This window comes from Simplicispira lacusdiani (assembly GCF_003604195.1).
GTDB lineage: Bacteria > Pseudomonadota > Gammaproteobacteria > Burkholderiales > Burkholderiaceae_C > Simplicispira > Simplicispira lacusdiani.
Genome location: NZ_QXGR01000003.1, coordinates 311609 through 329632, shown reverse-complemented (window position 1 = coordinate 329632; position 18024 = coordinate 311609). Strand labels below are relative to the sequence as shown.

The 18024-nt window shown below is 67.5% G+C and carries 11 protein-coding genes and 2 tRNA genes; 5 read left to right on the top strand and 8 right to left on the bottom strand.

The window, feature by feature from the left end; all coding sequences use genetic code 11:
* Positions 1 to 3: 3 nt before the first annotated feature.
* Positions 4 to 1305: an O-acetylhomoserine aminocarboxypropyltransferase gene (locus tag D8S75_RS06005; protein ID WP_119965047.1), complete on the bottom strand. Its 1302-nt coding sequence runs from the start codon at positions 1303 to 1305 to the stop codon at positions 4 to 6.
* Positions 1306 to 1411: 106 nt separating this feature from the next.
* Between D8S75_RS06005 and D8S75_RS06000 the strand changes: the two genes are divergently transcribed.
* Together D8S75_RS06000 and aroC are read left to right on the top strand one after the other, a co-directional pair.
* Positions 1412 to 1861 (top strand): CBS domain-containing protein, encoded by a 450-nt coding sequence (locus D8S75_RS06000; RefSeq protein ID WP_119965045.1) that lies wholly within the window; start codon positions 1412 to 1414, stop codon positions 1859 to 1861.
* A 172-nt stretch (positions 1862 to 2033) separates the two neighbouring features.
* Positions 2034 to 3131 (top strand): chorismate synthase, encoded by a 1098-nt coding sequence (gene aroC / locus D8S75_RS05995; protein ID WP_119965043.1) that lies wholly within the window; start codon positions 2034 to 2036, stop codon positions 3129 to 3131.
* Positions 3132 to 3146: 15 nt separating this feature from the next.
* Here the strand turns inward: aroC and D8S75_RS05990 are convergent, their stop codons facing one another.
* The 4 genes from D8S75_RS05990 to D8S75_RS05975 all read right to left on the bottom strand — a co-directional run bounded on the left by D8S75_RS05990 (position 3147) and on the right by D8S75_RS05975 (position 6992).
* Positions 3147 to 4034 carry a DMT family transporter gene (locus tag D8S75_RS05990; protein ID WP_119965042.1) on the bottom strand — a complete coding sequence of 296 codons (888 nt, stop codon included), beginning with the start codon at positions 4032 to 4034 and terminating at the stop codon, positions 3147 to 3149.
* A 135-nt stretch (positions 4035 to 4169) separates the two neighbouring features.
* On the bottom strand, positions 4170 to 4619 hold the full coding sequence (nrdR, locus tag D8S75_RS05985; RefSeq protein ID WP_119965040.1) for a transcriptional regulator NrdR: 450 nt from the start codon (positions 4617 to 4619) through the stop codon (positions 4170 to 4172).
* A gap of 25 nt (positions 4620 to 4644) precedes the next feature.
* Positions 4645 to 5889, bottom strand: coding sequence for a serine hydroxymethyltransferase (glyA, locus tag D8S75_RS05980; RefSeq protein WP_119965038.1), 1245 nt, complete (start codon positions 5887 to 5889; stop codon positions 4645 to 4647).
* Positions 5890 to 6137: 248 nt separating this feature from the next.
* Positions 6138 to 6992, bottom strand: coding sequence for a lytic transglycosylase domain-containing protein (locus tag D8S75_RS05975; RefSeq protein ID WP_119965037.1), 855 nt, complete (start codon positions 6990 to 6992; stop codon positions 6138 to 6140).
* A gap of 714 nt (positions 6993 to 7706) precedes the next feature.
* Here D8S75_RS05975 and D8S75_RS05970 point away from each other — a divergent pair.
* Together D8S75_RS05970 and D8S75_RS05965 are read left to right on the top strand one after the other, a co-directional pair.
* Positions 7707 to 11396, top strand: coding sequence for a DUF748 domain-containing protein (locus tag D8S75_RS05970; protein ID WP_119965035.1), 3690 nt, complete (start codon positions 7707 to 7709; stop codon positions 11394 to 11396).
* 126 nt (positions 11397 to 11522) lie between these two features.
* A complete protein-coding gene (locus D8S75_RS05965) occupies positions 11523 to 14222 on the top strand; it encodes a DUF349 domain-containing protein (protein WP_119965033.1) in 2700 nt (899 codons plus the stop codon).
* A 130-nt stretch (positions 14223 to 14352) separates the two neighbouring features.
* Here the strand turns inward: D8S75_RS05965 and D8S75_RS05960 are convergent.
* Positions 14353 to 14437 (bottom strand) — tRNA-Leu (locus tag D8S75_RS05960).
* A gap of 107 nt (positions 14438 to 14544) precedes the next feature.
* Positions 14545 to 14629 (bottom strand) — tRNA-Leu (locus D8S75_RS05955).
* Positions 14630 to 14663: 34 nt separating this feature from the next.
* Between D8S75_RS05955 and rnr the strand changes: the two genes are divergently transcribed.
* Entirely contained in the window at positions 14664 to 16961 is a 2298-nt protein-coding gene (gene rnr / locus D8S75_RS05950) for a ribonuclease R (RefSeq protein ID WP_370807412.1), read from the top strand.
* A gap of 48 nt (positions 16962 to 17009) precedes the next feature.
* Here rnr and D8S75_RS05945 read toward each other — a convergent pair whose 3' ends face one another.
* Positions 17010 to 17975 (bottom strand): alpha/beta fold hydrolase, encoded by a 966-nt coding sequence (locus D8S75_RS05945; RefSeq protein WP_119965030.1) that lies wholly within the window; start codon positions 17973 to 17975, stop codon positions 17010 to 17012.
* Positions 17976 to 18024: the final 49 nt, after the last annotated feature.

Here is an 18024-nt window from a genome sequence, read left to right as displayed (position 1 = left end):
GGCTTAAACCCCCGCCTTTTCTGCGGCCTTCAGGGCGCGCTTGAGGTCGTCGATGAGGTCGTCCGGGTCTTCCAGTCCGATGGACAGGCGGATCGTGCCCTGCGTGATGCCCGCGCCCGCGAGCGCGTCGTCCGCCAGTCGGAAGTGGGTGGTGCTGGCCGGGTGGATCACCAGGCTGCGGCAGTCGCCCACGTTGGCCAGGTGGCTGAAGATCTTGAGCGTTTCGATGAATTTCTTGCCTTGCTCGCGCGTGCCCTTGAGGTCGAAGCTGAACACCGAGGCCACGCCACGCGGCAGCAGCTTTTGCGCGAGCTGGTGGCTGGGGTGCGATTCGAGCAGCGGGTGGCCCACGCGCTCGACGAAGGGCTGGCTGGCCAGGAACTGCACCACCTTCTCGGTGTTGCGCATGTGCTGCTGCATGCGCAGCGGCAGGGTCTCGATGCCCTGCAGGATGAGCCAGGCGGTGTGCGGGCTCATGCAGGCGCCGAAGTCGCGCAGGCCCTCGCGCCGTGCGCGCAGCAGGAAGGCGCCCACGGTCGATTCCTCGCTGAACACCATGTTGTGGAAGCCCTCGTAGGGCGCGGTCATTTCGGGGAAGCGTCCCGAGCCTTCCCAGTCGAACGCGCCGCTGTCCACCACCACGCCGCCGATCACCGTGCCGTGGCCGCTGAGGAACTTGGTGGCCGAGTGGTAGACCAGGTCAGCGCCATGCTCGAAGGGCTTGAGCAGCCAAGGCGTGGTGAAGGTCGAGTCCACCAGCAGCGGAATGCCGTGCTCGTGTGCGATGGCGCTGACGGTGGGGATGTCGAGCACGTCCAGGCCGGGGTTGCCCACGGTTTCGCCGAAGAACAGCTTGGTATTGGGGCGAATGGCGGCGCGCCAGGCGTCGATGTCGCCGGGCTTGACGAAGGTGGTCTCGATGCCGAAGCGGCGCAGCGTGTAGTGCAGCAGGTTCTGCGAGCCGCCGTAGAGCGCGGTGCTGGCTACGATGTGCGAGCCCGCGCCCATCAGCGTGCAGATGGCCAGGTGCAGCGCGGCCTGGCCGCTGGCCACCGCAATGGCGCCCGCGCCGCCTTCGAGCGCGGCCATGCGCTGCTCGAACACGGCGTTGGTCGGGTTGCTGATGCGCGAATAGACGTGCCCGCCGCGCTCCATGTTGAACAGCGCGGCCGCGTGGTCGCTCGAATCGAACACGAACGAGGTCGTCAGGTGGATGGGCACGGCGCGCGCGCCCGTGGCGGGGTCGGGGGTGGCACCTGCGTGCAGGGCCAGCGTGTCGAAGCCGGGATCGGCGTAACCGGGCATGAAGTTGTCTCCAAGGTGTATCGGACTAGGGCGGAGCCCCTGGCATTGTGGGCTATATTTGACTTCTAAATGCATAGCGCCCCAGTGGCGTCCACGGAGAAGCACCATGAAAGTCAGCGACATCCTGCGCGTCAAGGGCAACACCCTGTTCACCGTCCATCCCGACGAGCCCCTGGCGCGCGCGGCCGAGGCCATGGCCGAGAAGGACATCGGCTCGCTGGTGGTGATGGAGCACGGCGACCTGGTGGGCATGCTCACCTTCCGCGAGGTGATCCAGGCCATGGTGAAGAACGGTGGCAACGTGGGCACCATGCTCGTGCGCACCGCCATGGACGACCACCCGCTGACCTGCACCACCGAGACCGACATGGACGAGGTGCGCCGCATGATGCTGGACCGCCACGCGCGCTACATGCCGGTGATGGACAAGCGCATGCTCATGGGCGTGATCAGCTTCTACGACGTGGCCAAGGCCGTGGTGGACAGCCAGAACTTCGAGAACAAGATGCTCAAGGCCTACATCCGCGATTGGCCGGAGGAAAAGACTGCCCCCTGAGCGGCTGTGCCGCTTCCCCCTTCTCTTGCAGCGCTGCGCGCTGCGGAAGGGGACGACACCAGCGCGGCGGGGCGGCCCTTGCGCGGTGTCTGCTGGCCTGGGCCGCGCCAGTCACGAGGCCTTCAACTATGTTGCCTTCGTCACAGGCGACCGTCTGGGATAATTCTTCGCCATGAGCGGCAACACCTTCGGCACCCTTTTTTGCGTCACCAACTTCGGTGAATCCCACGGCCCGGCCATTGGCTGCGTGATCGATGGCTGCCCGCCCGGCATGCTGCTGTCCGAGGCCGACATCCAGCACGACCTGGACCGCCGCCGCCCAGGCACCAGCCGCCACGTCACGCAGCGCAACGAACCCGACGCGGTGGAAATTTTGTCGGGCGTGTACGAGGGCCGCACCACCGGCACGCCCATCGCGCTGCTGATCCGCAATACCGACCAGCGCAGCAAGGACTATGGCGACATCCTGCGCACCTTCCGCCCCGGCCATGCCGACTACACCTACTGGCACAAGTACGGCCTGCGCGATCCACGTGGCGGCGGCCGTTCGTCCGCGCGCCTGACGGCCCCCACCGTGGCCGCCGGCGCGGTGGCCAAGAAGTGGCTGCAGGAAAAGTACGGCACGCAGTTTCGTGCCTGCATGACGCAGCTGGGCGAACTGGAGATTCCGTTCGAGAGCTGGGACCATGTGCCGCACAACCCCTTCTTCGCGCCCGTGGCCGATGTGCAGCGCTACGAGGACTACATGGACCAGCTGCGCAAGGCGCACGACTCCTGCGGCGCGCGCATCCGCGTGCAGGCCTCGGGCGTGCCCGTGGGCCTGGGCGAGCCGCTGTTCGACAAGCTCGACGCCGATATCGCCTACGCCATGATGGGCCTGAACGCCGTGAAGGGCGTGGAGATTGGCGCCGGCTTTGCCAGCGTGGCGCAGCGCGGCACCACGCACGGCGATTCGCTCACGCCCGAGGGTTTTGCCAATAACAATGCGGGTGGCGTGCTCGGCGGCATCAGCACCGGGCAGGACCTGGAGGTGAGCATCGCCATCAAGCCCACCAGCTCCATCCTGAGCCCGCGCGAGTCCATCGACATCCACGGTCAGAGCACCGAGGTGGTCACCAAGGGCCGCCACGACCCCTGCGTGGGCATCCGCGCCGCGCCCATTGCCGAGGCGCTGCTGGCGCTGGTGCTCATGGACCACGCGCTGCGCCACCGCGCGCAGTGCGGCGATGTGGCGCAGCCGGTGCCGCCCATCCCCGCCGCCCGGCCCTGAGCCTCTCAAGCGCGCTTAGCGCGTTCGCAGGAAGCCCAGCCAGCGCAGCGGGTTGAAGCCGGTCACCAGGGTGGTGGCCAGCAGCACCAGCGCGCCGCCCCACAGCATGCCCGGGCCCAGGGCCTCGCCCAGGAACAGGCTGCCCCAGGCCACGCCGAACAGCGGAATCATGAAGGCCGAGCTCATCGCCGCCACGGGCGAGATCTGGCTGAGCACGCGCAGGTTGAGCCAGTAGGCCAGGCCCGAGGTCACCACGCCCATCACCAGCACGGCCAGCAGGGCCGGCGCGGTGAAGCGGGCGTGCGGCAGGTCCCAGGCAGCGCCGGGCAGCAAGCCCACCAGCGCCGTGGCATGGATGCCCGCCGCGATGGCCAGCGGGCTGATGCGCTGGGTGGCGCGCTTCATCCAGGGGGTGCAGATGCCATAGCAGGCGGCAGCGGCCACGCAGGCCAGGGCGGCCACCATGAGTTCGGGCGTGGGCTGCACGGGGCCCAGGCGCACGATGAAGGCCACGCCGATGAAGCCGCACAGGCAGCCCAGCCATTTGCGCGGGCTGAGCTGGTCCTCCTTCATCCAGGCCGAGGCCAGCACGCCGAAGGGCACGACCATGGTGTTGAGCAGCGAGCTGTAGCCCGCCGGCAGGCGCAGCGCCGCCCAGGCGTAGAGCAGGAAGGGCAGGGCGACGGTCATCACGCCCAGGCCCGTCAGCTCGCGCCAGTGCCGCCAGGGCCAGGGCTCGCCCGTGGCGCGCATGATGGCCGCCAGCGTGAGCGTGGCCAGGCCGATGCGCAGCGCGGCCATGACGTTGGGGCCCAGCACCGGGCTGGCGATGCGGATGAACAGGAAGGAGGCGCCCCAGAGGGCAGACAGCAGCACAAGCTGCAGCAGATGGCGGGTTCTCACCCCGGCATTGTGCCGGCTTCGGGCCGCGCGCACGGTGCCGTGCGCGACATGGTTTTGGGCTTTGTGGGGTTATGGAGGCCGTAGATACGGCGCCAGATGCTCACGAATTCATAGCGGCTGCATGGCCGCCGGGGCTCACTGGCGGACTTCGTCGACCAGGGTCTTGAACTCGTCGATGTCCTCGAAGCTGCGGTAGACGCTGGCATAGCGGACGTAGGCCACCTTGTCGAGCTTCTTGAGTTCGCGCATCACCAGTTCGCCGATGCGGCTCGACGGGATCTCGCGCTGGCCCAGGTTGAGGAGCTTTTCCTCGATGCGCTCGATGGCCGAATCCACCTGCGCCGTGCTCACCGGCCGCTTGCGCAGCGCGATGTTGAACGAGCCCAGGAGCTTGGCGCGCGCATAGTCGGTGCGCCGTCCGTCCTTCTTCACCACCACCGGGAAGCTGACCTCGGGCCGCTCGTAGGTGGTGAAGCGCTTCTCGCAGGTGGCGCAGCGGCGCCTGCGGCGGATGAAGTCCCCGTCCTCGGACACGCGGGTCTCGACGACCTGTGTCTCGTGGTGGCTGCAGAACGGGCACTTCATGGGGCGTGCAGGCGCGTGGGCCGGATCAGCGGTAGACCGGGAAGCGGCTGGTCAGGGCGTTGACCTTCGCGCGCACGGCGGCGATGTTGGCCTCGTCGCGCGGGTTGTCCAGCACGTCGGCGATCAGGTGGGCCGTGGCGCGGGCTTCTTCTTCCTTGAAGCCGCGCGTGGTCATGGCGGGGGTGCCGATGCGCACGCCGCTGGTCACCATCGGCTTTTCCGGGTCGTTGGGGATGGCGTTCTTGTTGATGGTCATGTGAGCTTGGCCCAGCACGGCCTCGGCTTCCTTGCCGGTGATGCCCTTGGCGCGCAGGTCCACCAGCATGACGTGGCTTTGCGTGCCACCGCTGACGATGCGCAGGCCGCGCTGGGTCAGCGTCTCGGCCACGACCTTGGCGTTCTTGGCCACCTGTTCCTGGTAGGCCTTGAATTCAGGCTGCAGCGCTTCCTTGAAGGCCACGGCCTTGGCCGCGATCACGTGCATCAGCGGGCCGCCCTGCAGGCCGGGGAAGATGGCGCTGTTGATGGCCTTCTCGTGCTCGGCCTTCATCAGGATGATGCCGCCGCGCGGGCCGCGCAGGCTCTTGTGCGTGGTGCTGGTGACCACATCAGCGTGGGGCACGGGGTTGGGGTACACGCCCGCGGCGATCAGGCCGGCGTAGTGGGCCATGTCCACCATGAAGATGGCGCCGATTTCCTTGGCCACCTTGGCGAAGCGGGCGAAATCGATGTGCAGGCTGTAGGCCGAGGCACCGGCCACGATCAGCTTGGGCTTGTGCTCGCGGGCCTTGGCTTCCATCGCGTCGTAGTCGATTTCTTCCTTGGCGTTCAGGCCGTAGGAGACCACGTTGAACCACTTGCCCGACATGTTCAGCGGCATGCCGTGCGTCAGGTGGCCGCCTTCGGCCAGGCTCATGCCCATGATGGTGTCACCGGGCTTGAGGAAGGCCAGGAACACGGCCTCGTTGGCCGAGGCGCCGCAGTGCGCCTGCACGTTGGCGGCTTCGGCGCCGAAGAGTTGCTTGACGCGGTCGATGGCCAGTTGCTCGGCCACGTCCACATGCTCGCAACCGCCGTAGTAGCGCTTGCCGGGGTAGCCTTCGGCGTACTTGTTGGTCAGCTGCGTGCCCTGGGCCCACATGACGGCGGGCGAGGCGTAGTTCTCGCTGGCGATGAGTTCGATGTGCTCTTCCTGGCGCTTGTTTTCGGCCTGGATGGCGGCAAAGAGTTCGGGGTCGGTCTGTTCGACGAGGATGTTGCGGTCGTACATGGTTTGGCAGTCCTATGACTTGGTGTCCCTTGAAACAAGGGCTGCCCAGGCGAACGGCGGAACGCAGAAGCCGGGGCCCCTGCGGCACGCTCCCCGGTGGTTCACAGGGGGCGGGCCCCTGCAGGTTTCCACGTCAGCGGCGGGCTCCGTGGGAGCCCGCGCCTATCGCCAGTCGCGTACCCCGTTAGTGTAACTGAGCCCGGGCGTGGCGTTGCCGGGAGGAGCCTTGCGCGGTGCCTGGGTGCGGGTCAGAACTGGGGGGAGAGCAGGGCCACTTTTTCCGTGGCCGTGCTGGCGCGCTCGGAAGGCGCAGCCGCGGGCACGGCCTTGGCGGGCGCCTGGCTGGAGAGCGTGGGCGGGGTCACGGGCTGTTCCATGGGCATGGGACGGCCTCCGGCCACCTGGCGCAGGCGGAAATGTTCGGCCATCACCTTGCTGGCATAGCCGCCGTCCTCGGCCGGATCACTGGCGCCCACGTAGTAGCGCAGGCCGCCTTCGACGGTGCCTGCGCGGGCAATGCATTCCTGCAGCACCTTGACGCCCACGCGCAGGTTGGTCACGGGGTCGAAGGCTGCAAGGTGACCGCCGACGGATTCGTACTTGTCGGTATGCACGCGCGTCATCACCTGCATCAACCCCTGCGCGCCCACCGGGCTCTGGGCAAACGGGTTGAAGCGCGATTCGATGGCCATGACCGCCAGGATCAGCGTGGGATCGAGCTTGGTGCGGCTGCCGATCTCATAGGCTTCGGCCACGAGCAGGCTCAGCGGCTCGGGCGCCACGCGGTATTTCTTGCTGAGCCAATAGGCCACACGGGCCTGCTCCTTGGGTAGCTCCTTCGGGTCGGCGGCCAGGGCGCGCTCGCTGGGCTCCAGGGGCTCTGCCACGTCGCCGAGCAGCGTGACCTGGCGGGCTTGCAGCCAGTCCATGAGTTGTTCCTCGCCTGCCTGGCGCAGGTCGGGGCGTGCCGTGAGGGCAATGGCCGCGAAGGCCACAGCCAAGCCCAGGAGGGCGAAGCTGTTGTGGGTGATCTCCAGAAAACCGTGGGCTACATCGGCGGCGAAGGTGCGCAAGCCGGAGACCATTTTTCCTGTCGCTGTCATAGCTTTCCTTTCTGCGGCGGGGCCGCGCCTGGCTGCCATGGGCAGCGTGGCACGGTAGGTTCTCGCCTGGATTGGTACGCCATCAAATTCGTGCCTGGCGCGTGGCACCACGAACACTGAACTGACTTAGCCGGATTCGGCAGCGGGTTGGGGTTTGTACTAGCTTTTGCGAAGCTGGCGGATTCTAGGAGGGCATTAAATGCCAAGTCAACACTATTGAACTAAGTTTTTAGATTTTTGAATTATTATAAATGTGTGAAAAATCACAGTTTTTGAGGGCTTTCACAGGCGTTTCCACGGTGTGGGGCCTGCGGCGAAATGGAGAGCTCAGCTCAATTTCAATCGCGTCCCGAACCCTGATTGAGCCGCTGATTTGTGCCTCGGGGCTTTCTTTGCTAAGGTGCAATCGCCTCTTGAATGAAGGCATCGCCGGACGAAGCAAGGCCACCTGCCCCAGCATGCAGTGCGAAGGTGGAGATAGCGCGGAGCTTCCAAGGCAACCCCCTGGGGGCAATACCTTGCCCCCTCGCAGACCGGACCGTTCTTCTCCGTGCTGCGAACCGATGGCAAAGACCGTTGTGTCAGCCGTCAAGCCCGGTGGGGCGGCACGAGCCGCTCCACCGGGCTTTCTTGTTTCATGCGGTTGCGCGGGTAGCCACGGACTCTGGTCCAATGGCGGGTAGTGAATACCCGGGCGCCCCGAAGCCATTGGCCATGAATTTCTCCGTTCTCCTGACCTCCTTCAAGAACACTCCCTGGCCCCGGCGGCTGGCGTTGGCCCTGGCCGCGCTCGTGCTGCTCTGGATCCTGGGCTGGCTCGCGGTTCCGCCGCTCCTTCGAAGCCAGGGCGAGCAACTGGCATCGGAGGCACTGGGGCGCAAGGTCACGATCGGAGGGGTGAGCTTTCGGCCTTGGTCTCTGGAATTGAGCCTGCATGACGTGGCCGTGGCAGGCGCCGATGGCAGCCATGCCTTGTTGCGGGTGGAGCGCATCTATATAGATGCCGAATTGCAATCCCTGGTGCGCCTGGCGCCTGTGGTCGATGCCCTGGAGGTGGATGCGCCGGTGCTGCGCCTTACCCAGTTGGCGCCCGGGCGGACCGATGTGGACGACATCATGGAACGCCTTACGCGGCCCGGTGATCCGCAGGCCAAGCCGGTCGGCTTCATGCTCTACAACATTGCCGTGCGGGGTGGGGCGGTCGATTTCATGGACAAGACCGTGGATCGCACGCATGAGGTGCGTGACCTGCGCTTTGCCTTGCCGTTCATCGGCAATCTCGGGGCCCAGCGAGAGGTCAAGGTGGTGCCCCGGCTGGCGTTCGAGCTCAATGGCAGCGCATTCGAGTCCCATGCCGAGACCACGCCCTTCACGGAAAGCCTGCGCACCGATGCCGGCATCCGCCTGAAGGATTTCGACCTTGCCCCTTACCGGGGCTATCTCCCCGCCAGTCTGCCGGCGCGCCTGGATGCGGGCACGGTCGATGCGGACTTGCGCCTGTCGTTCGAGCAAAGGCCGGCACCGGTGGTGCAGCTCAGTGGCGTGCTGCGGGCTAGCGGCGTGCGGCTCAGTGATGCCCAGCAGCATGAATTGCTGGCGTTCGATGCCCTGGAAGTGCGGCTGGCCGAACTGCAGCCGTTCAAGCGCCTGCTGCGCATCGAAGCCGTCGAGTGGGAGGCTCCACGCCTGGCCCTGCGGCGTGATGGCGCGGGCCATCTCAACCTGGAAGGGCCGGGGGGGCAAGCTTCGGCGCCAGCCGCCAGCAAGCCGGACCATGGCTGGAAGGTGGAACTGGGCCGCGTGGCCGTGCGGGGAGGCCAAGCCTCCTGGCAAGACGAGAGCGTGCCGGGCACGGCGCGGCTGGCGCTGCATGACATTGCGTTGGATGCCTCGGCCATCTCCATGCCCGTCGAGCACCCAGCGCGTTTTGCCGGCAGCTTGCGGCTGGCCGGGCCGGAGGGCAGCAAGCCGGCGGAACTGGCTTTTGCTGGCGATGGAACGGACCGGCAAGGGAAGGTGGCGGTTTCCGTGCGTTCCTTGGCGTTGGAATGGGCCGCGCCCTACCTGGCGCAATGGGCCACGCCCCGGTTGGGCGGTGTCCTGGACACCGATGCTGGCCTGGCCTGGAACGGTGCGGCGTTGGTGGCGCAGGTGGCGGGGCTGGGGCTCGACGATGTGTTCCTGTCCTGCGCCAGCGCTTCCGACTGTGAGGGCGCCGCTCCGGCCGCCCTGGCCCTGCGGGACAAGCAGTCGCTGGCCGAGCTCAAGCGGCTGCGCGTGGAGGATGCCCGTATCGATCTGGCGCAGCACAGCGTGCGCGTGGGCCGGGTTGCCCTGACCCAGCCGCGCGCGCTGGTGGACCGCACGGCCGATGGCCGATGGATGTTCGAGCGTTGGCAGCGTCCCCAGCAGTTGGCTGACGGGCGCCAGCCCCAGGCGGGTGCCGCACCGTGGGCAGTGCAGTTGGCGAATGTCGAGATCGACGGGGGCGCTGCGGCCTTTAGGGATGCCGTGCCGGCCGAGCCCGTGGCATTCACCATGACGGGCCTGCGACTGCGCCTGCAGGACTTCGCGCCGCTGGCGGCCTTGGCCAGGCCATCGGCCATCAGCCTGTCGGCGCGTCTGGGAACGGGCCGGGCCGATCCAGGGCGGCTGGAATACGAGGGCACGCTGGGCATCGCGCCGGTCCAGGTCCAGGGCCGGGTGCTGGCCAGTCACCTGCCTTTGCATGCGTTCGAGCCCTATGTCGCCAAGGCCCTGCGGGTGGATGTGCGTCGTGCCGATGGCAGTTTCAAGGGGCAGGTGCAGTACACCGATACCCCCGCCGGGCCCCGGCTGGGTGTGCAGGGCGATGCCGCTCTCGACGATGTGCGCGTGCGCATGGCGCCGATGGGCCAGGCCGAAGAGGGGGTGGGCACGGAGACGCCCCGGGTGGTGCGCCGAGGGGAGGAGTTGCTGAACTGGAAATCCCTGGGCCTGCGCGGCATCGAGGTGTCCATGGCCCCGGGCAAGCCCGTCGCGGTGGATGTCCGTGAAACGGCGCTCAGCGACTTTTTCGCGCGCATCATCGTGCAGTCCGACGGACGCATCAATCTGCAGGACATGCTTCAACCATCGGCGACGCCGCAAGCCGCACCCCCGGCGTCACCGGGCAATGCGGCCTCGGCTCCGGTTTCGGGTGGGGCGGCCGATGCCGCGCCAGCACCGGTCATCCGTTTCGGACCGGTAACGCTCACGGGAGGCCGTGTCCACTTCAGTGACTATTTCATCCAGCCCAACTATTCCGCGGATCTGAGCGAGCTCGCGGGGCGGCTCAGCGCGTTCTCCTCGGTTCCTGCCGTCGACGGTGCGACACCGGAGATGGCCGATCTGGAATTGCGAGGCCGGGCCGAGGGCACGGCCTCGCTGGAGGTGACCGGCAAGCTCAATCCATTGGCCAAGCCGCTGGCCCTGGATATCCAGGGCCGCATGCGCGATCTGGAGTTGCCGCCGCTGTCGCCCTACACCATCAAGTACGCGGGCCATGGGGTCGAGCGCGGCAAGCTCAGCATGGATGTGAATTACCGCGTGCAGCCCGACGGCCAGCTCACGGCCAGCAACAAGCTTGTGCTCAACCAGCTCACCTTCGGTGAACCGGTGCCGGGCGCGCCCGCCAGCCTGCCGGTGAAGCTCGCGGTGGCGCTGCTGGCGGACCGCAACGGCGTGATCGATGTGGACCTCCCCATCAGCGGTTCGCTGAATGATCCGGAGTTCAAGCTGGGTTCGGTGATCTTCAAGATCATCGGCAACCTCATCCTCAAGGCGGTGACCGCGCCGTTCTCCCTGCTGGCCGGGGCGTTCGGTGGCGGCGATGAACTGGGCTCGGTGCCCTTCGCGGCCGGCAGCGCCGTGCTCGACGCAGAGGCCTTGCAAGGGTTGGACAAGGTGGTGAAGGCGCTGATCGACCGGCCTGCTCTCAAGATGACGGTGGCTGGCATGGCCAGCCTTGAGGTGGAGCGTGACGCCTGGAAGCGGGCCCAGCTGCAGCAGTCCCTGCTGGCGCAAAAGCGCCGCGCCGCGCTGCGAGCGGGGCAGCCTGCGGAGGAGGTGAAAGCTGTCACGCCGGAGGAATATCCGGCGCTGCTCAAGGAGGTGTACCGCCGCTCCGACATGGCCAAGCCGCGCAACCTGGTGGGCATCGCCAAGGATCTGCCACCCGGCGAGATGGAGGCGCTGCTGCTGGCGAACATCCCGGTGTCCGAGGCATCCATGCGCGAGTTGGCGCTGGCCCGCGGCGTGGCCGTGCGTGACTACCTGGCGTCGCGCCAGCTGCCATCGGACCGGCTCTTCCTTGGGGCCGTGCGTGTGGCTCCGCAGGATGCTGCCTGGAAGCCCCATGCCGAGCTGACACTGGCCACCCGTTGACCTGGGTTAGGGCTCCGGGCCAAATCCCGGTGAAAATAGCGCTTTAGCCCGCCGCGCGCCCTGGCCCGTGGCCATGGGCCTGTCTTGTGCCGCCCGGCCTTGGCCGGGGGCCTACCTGTTGATTCCATGTTTCCACTCTTTTCCCGCAACAAAATGTCCGACGCACCCGAAACCCCCCCGGCTCCCGCCAAAGCCCCCGATGTGCATCCGCTCGATGCGCTGACGGGCGGTGCCTTCTCGGCGGCGACGTCGGGCGAGCGTGCCGCGCGCATCCGCGAATGGCTGGCCAAGCAGCCCGCTTCCGAGCAGTTGCAGGAAGTCTTCAAGGAGCTCAGCGGCCGCGACAAGGGGGCCGCCCGCGCCGTGCGCGAGCGCCTCAATGAAATCCGCCGCGCCAAGACCCAGGAGTCCATCGCCACAGAATGGGCCGAGAAGGCCCAGGCGCTGCTGGCGGCGTCCAAGCTCAACATCGCCGACGCCCTGGCGTGGCAGCGCGATGCGGCCAAGGCCGGCGCGCCGCTGTCGCGCGAGCCGCTGTCGCTGCTCAAGGCGCAATTGGCGGACCGCGTCAAGGTCATCGAAGACCTGCAGCACCGTGTGCAGGTCCAGCGCGAGGCCGCCGTCCTGCTGGCCCAGCGCATCGAGGTGCTGTCCACCAAGTCGTGGCGCGATGCGCAGGCGGCCCTGGAAGTGCTGCGCGCCGATGTGCAGCACTGGCAGGAGCAGGCGCAATCGCTCTCGGGCGATGCCAGTTGGCTCAGCGTGGAGGCGCGCTTCCCGCCGTTGCTCGATGCTTCGCGCACCCAGTTGCTGGTGGTCTGGGAGGCTTTCCAGTCGGCCCTGGCACTGGCCGTGGCTGCGGCCGAGGATGTGCAGGCCGCGCTGCCACCCGTGCCGGTCTGGGCCGATGAGCTGCGCCTGGCGCGCGGTGTTCCTGCCGAGGCGGTGGTGGCGGCCGAACGCCCAGCCCGTGCCGCCAAGCCCAAAGTCGATCCCGAAGTGGTCGCCAAGGCCGCACAACTCGTCGGCGAGGCGCTGGCCAAGCTGGAGCAGGAAACCGCCGAAGGCCACGGCAAGGCCAGTGCGGGGGCTGCCACGGCACTGCGTGCCGTGCTCAAGGCCCAGGGCCGGCATATCGATGCAGCGCTGGAGCAGCGCGTGCATGCGGCGCTGGTGGCGGCTGGTGAACTGGAAGGCTGGCAGCGCTGGAGCGCCGACCAGGTGCGCGAGGAGCTGGTGGCCAAGGCCGAAAGCCTGCTCAAGCGCCCTGAAGGGCAGGCGCTGGGCGGCCGCAAGATGCAGGAAACGCTGCGCCAGTTGCGTGACCAGTGGAAGCAGGCCGACCAGGGTGGCGCACCCAACCATGGCCTGTGGAAAAAGTTCGACGAGGCATGCAATGCCGCGCACAAGGTGGTCGAAGCCTGGTTGGACAAGATCCGTGCCGAGACCGCCGAACACAAGGCCCAGCGCCTGGCTCTGATCGAGGAGGTCAAGGCCTGGGCGCAGGAGCATGCCGCCACGGGCGACTGGAAGGCCGTGAACCGTGCTCTGCACCAGTTCGGTGAGCGCTGGCGCGAGAGCGGCCATGTGGGCGAGAAGGTTTTCGCCGAGCTGCAGCCGCTGTGGAAGCAGGCCATCGCGGCGGCGGCGCAGCCGTTCGAAAAGGCGCAGGCTGAAAGCCTGGCGCGCCGCCAAGCCATGATCGAGGAGGCTGCGGTGCTGGGTGCGGCGCCCACGCTGCGCATCGATGCCATCAAGGCCTTGCAGCAGCGCTGGCAGGCCGAGGCGCAGGCCGTGCCGCTGGAGCGCCGCCAGGAGCAGAAGCTCTGGGATGCCTTCCGCAAGCCGATCGACGAAGCTTTCAACCGCAAGAGCGCGGAGCGCGAGCGCGGTGCATCGCAGGCAAGCGCGCATGACCGTGCCGTGCTGGAGGCCGCCAAGACCCTGGAGGCCGCCAATGCGGGCGGGGACGCGCAGCAAATCCGCGCGGCCATGGCCGCGCTGGAAGCCGCCTTGCGCGGCCAGGCGCAGGCTGCGGCCGAGGAGGGCCGCTTGGCCGCGGCGGCATCCGAGCCCACGCCTGTGGTCGAGACACCCACTGCCGATATGGCGCCCGCTGATGGCGCCGAGACGCCTGCGGCGCCCGCGTCCAAGCCTGTTGCCCGACCGGTGGTCGCGGTGCGTGGCGATGATCGCCCGGGCATGAAAAAAGAAGCACCGTCCGCCGCGCCACGTGGTGGGCGTTCTGGCGAGCGGCGTGATGCCCGTCCTGGGCGCGATGCTGGCCGGTCCGACGCCCGTGGCACGCGTGACGAAATGCGTGGTGGTGGACGTTTCGGCGAACGCCGTCCTTTGGAGGAGCGCGGACCGCGCCTTGGCGATACGGCGTTCCGCGCCCAGCGCGAGGCCCTGGACCACGCCCAGCAGGCGCTCAAGAAGCTGGCCGCCCAGGCGCACGGCGAGGCCCTGACGCAATTGCTCACGGCCTGGGAAAAACGCGACGGCGCCCTGGTGCCTTCGGCGCAGGAACTGGGAGGCCGCGTGGCCCCTGCCGTGCGCAGCGCCTGGGTGCAAGCCCTGGGCGCGGGGCCGTCGGGCGATGCCGCGCAGGCGTTGCTGCGCCTGGAAATGGCAGCGGAAGTCCCCACGCCGGCCGAACACCTGTCGGACCGGCGCATGCTGCAACTGCAGTTGCTGACGCGCCGCAACGATCCGGCACCGGTCGAAACCTGGGGGCAGGATACCGCGCGCGTGCTGGCCAGCGCCAGTGACGCCGGCAGCGCACGCCGCCTGCAGAACGTGCTGAAGGCCTTGCTCCGCAAGTGATCCTGTCCGGGTGGGCCGGTCCGCATGCCATCTGCGGGTCGGCCTTGCCGGGAAAGGGTGCAGGCCAGATATGCGGAACACCCTGCGGAAATGAAAAAAGCCGTTGCGGATGCAACGGCTTTTTTTGTTTTGGTGCCCAGGAGAGGACTCGAACCTCCACGGAGTTACCCGCTAGTACCTGAAACTAGTGCGTCTACCAATTCCGCCACCTGGGCTTTCAGGATTTTCAAATTGTATAGCAAGAAAGCGCCTTCCTGAAACTGTTTGCGCTTTTTTCTTGCTCTGAAAAAAGCCGCTGGAAGGAGCGGCTTTTCGTTAAACTTGGTGCCCAGGAGAGGACTCGAACCTCCACGATGTTACTCGCTAGTACCTGAAACTAGTGCGTCTACCAATTCCGCCACCTGGGCATTTCAGGAAAGATTTAGATTGTATATCAAAAAAATGAACTCGGGCACGACGTCTTCGCATTCGTCCGATGAAATTGAAGGCAGCGTGCAGGGGCACCGCGATGGCCATGGATTTGTGATCCGCGACGACGGCCAGTCCGATATCTTCCTGCCACCGAACGAAATGCGCGCCGTGCTCCACAAGGACCGTGTGCGCGCCCGCATCGTGCGGCAAGACCGCAGGGGCCGGCCCGAGGGCCGCGTGGTAGAGATCGTCGAGCGGCCTCCCCAGCCCATCATCGGCCGCCTGCTGCAGGAGAGCGGCGTGTGGATCGTGGCCCCAGAAGACAAGCGCTACGGCCAGGACATCCTGATTCCCGGCGGTGCGCTGGCGCTGGCCAAGCCGGGGCAGGTGGTGGTGGTCGAGCTCACCGAGCCGCCCGCACTGTTCGGCCAGCCCGTGGGCCGTATCACCGAGGTGCTCGGCGAAGTCGACGACCCGGGCATGGAGATCGAGATCGCGGTGCGCAAGTACGGCGTGCCGCACGAGTTTTCCGAGGACTGCCTGGCCGAGGCCGGCGCCTTGCCCGACAAGGTGCGCGCGCAGGACAAGAAGCAGCGCATCGACTTGACCGACGTGCCGTTCGTCACCATCGACGGCGAGGACGCGCGCGACTTCGACGACGCCGTGTACTGCGAGCCCGCCAAGGTGGGGCGTGGCAAGGGGTGGCGCCTGCTGGTGGCCATCGCGGATGTGAGCCATTACGTGCAGACCGGCAGCGCCATCGACATCGATGCCTACGACCGCGCCACCAGCGTGTACTTTCCGCGCCGCGTCATTCCGATGCTGCCCGAGAAGCTCTCCAACGGCCTGTGCTCGCTCAACCCCGAGGTCGAGCGCCTGTGCATGGTCTGCGACATGCTCGTCACCGCCAAGGGCGAGGTGCATGCCTACCAGTTCTACCCGGCGGTGATGTTCAGCCATGCGCGCTTTACCTATACCGAGGTGGCGGCCATCCTGGCCAACACGCGCGGTCCCGAGGCGGCCAAGCGCAAGGAGCGCGTGCCCGACCTGCTGAACCTGCACGACGTGTACCGCGCCCTGCTGCAGGCGCGGCGCGAGCGTGGCGCGGTGGACTTCGAAACCACCGAAACGCAGATCGTCTGTGACGAGAACGGCCGCATCGAGAAGATCGTGCCGCGCACGCGCAACGATGCGCACAAGCTGATCGAGGAGGCTATGCTCGCGGCCAACGTCTGCAGCGCCGACTTCATCGCGCAGGGCAAGCAGCATGGCCTGTTCCGCGTGCACGAGGGCCCCACGCCCGAGAAGCAGGACACCCTGCGCAACTACCTCAAGGCCATGGCCGTGGGCCTGTCGATCAGCGAGAACCCGCAGCCCTCCGAGTTCCAGGCCATCGCCGAGGCCACCAAGGACCGGCCCGACGCGCAGCAGATCCACACTATGCTGCTGCGCTCCATGCAGCAGGCCATCTACACGCCGATCAACAGCGGCCACTTCGGCCTGGCGTTCGATGCCTACACGCACTTCACCAGCCCGATCCGGCGCTACCCCGACCTGCTGGTGCACCGTGTCATCAAGGCCATCCTGGGCAACACCAAGTACCGCTTGCCGATGCTGCCGACGCCGGGCGAGGCGCATGCCAAGCTCAGCAAGCGCCTGGCCAGCCGCGTGGCCCCACCGGGCAAGCAACCGCGCAAGAAGGAAACCGGTGCCGCGCTGGCCGAAACCCAGGCCTGGGAGGCCGCCGGCCTGCACTGCAGCGCCAACGAACGCCGCGCCGACGAGGCCAGCCGCGATGTCGAAGCCTGGCTCAAGTGCAAGTACATGCGCGAGCACCTGGGCGAGGAGTACGGCGGCGTTGTTTCCTCCGCCACGAGCTTCGGCATCTTCGTCACGCTCGACGCGATGTACGTCGAGGGCCTGGTGCACATCACCGAACTGGGGGGCGAGTACTTCAAGTTCGACGAAGCCCGGCAGGAACTGCGCGGCGAGCGCAGCGGCATCCGCTACGCCATCGGCACCCGTGTGCGCGTGCAGGTCAGCCGCGTGGACCTCGATGGCCGGCGCATCGATTTCCGGCTGGTCAGCGAGGGCGAGCCGCTCGGCGCGGCACGCCCGTCGCGGGACAAGGGCGGTGCGCGCACCGGGTCCGGTGCCGGCGCAGGCAAGCGCCGGTCGGTGCCCGACGCCGAGCCGCCTGCGCGCAGCACGGCCGGCGACCGCAAGGGGGCGGGCAAGTCCAGCCAGAAGGCGGCCTTGCTCAGCAAGCCACGCACGCCGTCCGGCAAGAGCGCCAAGGCCAAGGGGCGCGCCTCCCGGCGTGGTTGATGCTATAAATACGATAGCTTATAGCGCTTATTTTATAAGCGCTGTAGGCTATTTTTCTGTTTTCTCTCCACGGCGTTCGCCTTGCTCGTTCAGAAACTGCGCGTAGCGACGCGCCACCGCCTGGGGGGCTTCCATCATGGGCAGATGTCCCAGGCCGGGCAGCATCTCGACGCGGGCCTGGGGCAGGAGTGAGCGCAGCGCCTCGGCCCCCGAGGCGTCAAACACGCGGTCCTGCTGCCCCCACAGCGCCAGCGTTGGCGGTCGCAGCCCGCCGATCCGCTCCTGTAGCAGGTAGCGGTCCTTGAGCTGCGCATGCCACAGCCGGAGGTTGGAGGGCGCGTCGCGCACGGCATCGGCGCGCGCCGCCTCCAGAATCGGCGTGGGCAGGAACGGGCGCTGCGCGAACACCAAGTCCATCATCGCGTCGAAGGCCACCGCGTCGTGCGCGACCAGCGGCGCCTGGCCTGCATCGATCAGCTGGTCCATGGTGCTGGGCTGCGCCGAGCGGATGCCATGCGGCGCACCGATGAAGGCCACGCTGGCCACGCGGTCCGGGTGGCGCAGCGCGAACAGCGCGGCGATCGTGCCGCCCATCGAGTTGCCCGCCAGGTGCACACGCGGCAAGCCCAGCACGTCCAGCCATGCGGCGAGGCGTTCGGTGTGTGCCGCATAGTCGTAGGCTTGGCCCTCGATCCGACCGCTTTCGCCAAAGCCTGGCAGGTCGGGTGCGATGACGCGGTGGCTGCCGGTCAGCGGGCGGGCGAAATCCACCCAGTGGTCCTTCTCGGCGAAGATGCCGTGCAGCAGCACGACCGGCGTGCCGTCCGCGCTGCCTGCACCGCCCTCCAGGTAGTGGATGCGGTGGCCCGCGGCTTGCACCGTCATTTCCTCCAGGCCCGAGAGGCTGCGGTTGAGCCACAGCAGGGGCTCCTTGTAGAGCAGCGGAAAGGCGTGGTAGGTGGCGACGGCGCACAGCAGCAGCACGGTGCAGCCTGCAAGGACAAGGCGTTTCAAAGGGTTCTCCAAAGGATGGTGATGTGATCGGCCGTGCGCAAGGCTATCG